Source organism: Tenacibaculum sp. AWR4_210, from assembly GCF_056160945.1.
Genome location: NZ_JBSWYF010000054.1, coordinates 1 through 416, shown reverse-complemented (window position 1 = coordinate 416; position 416 = coordinate 1). Strand labels below are relative to the sequence as shown.

Genomic DNA, 416 nt, shown 5'->3' with positions numbered 1-416 from the left:
CTGGCTTCTGCGGATGCTTTGGCCGCCTCGTAGGTCGCCGGGTCGATGCGGTAGAGCGGGTCGCCGCGGCTGACGTCCGTGCCTTCGTCAAACAGGCGCTCGACGATGATGCCGCCCACCTGCGGACGCACTTCGGCCTCGCCCGAGGCCTGCACACGGCCCGGCAGTTTCGTGGTCAGCGTCACGTCCTGCGCCTCGAGGGTCACCACCGTGACCGGCTGCGGCGGGGCTTCGCCTTGCTGCTGCGCGGAAACGGCAGGCGCGAAGAAAACAGCGCCAAGCAGGGCAAGACGCCGCATCAGGCTGGAAGCGGGGCGGTTCGACATGGAAGGGCTCCGGAAACAAAAGAAGGCGCGTCTTGCGCGCAGGTCCTGAATCGCGATAAGGAAACGCATCCGTTTTGTAAAGCACCCAGA

The 416-nt window shown here is 65.9% G+C and carries 1 pseudogene; it reads right to left on the bottom strand.

What is annotated here, in order from left to right:
* Positions 1 to 395, bottom strand: a pseudogene (locus ACXAG7_RS19990) (hypothetical protein); the annotation flags it as partial.
* Positions 396 to 416 lie beyond the last annotated feature (21 nt).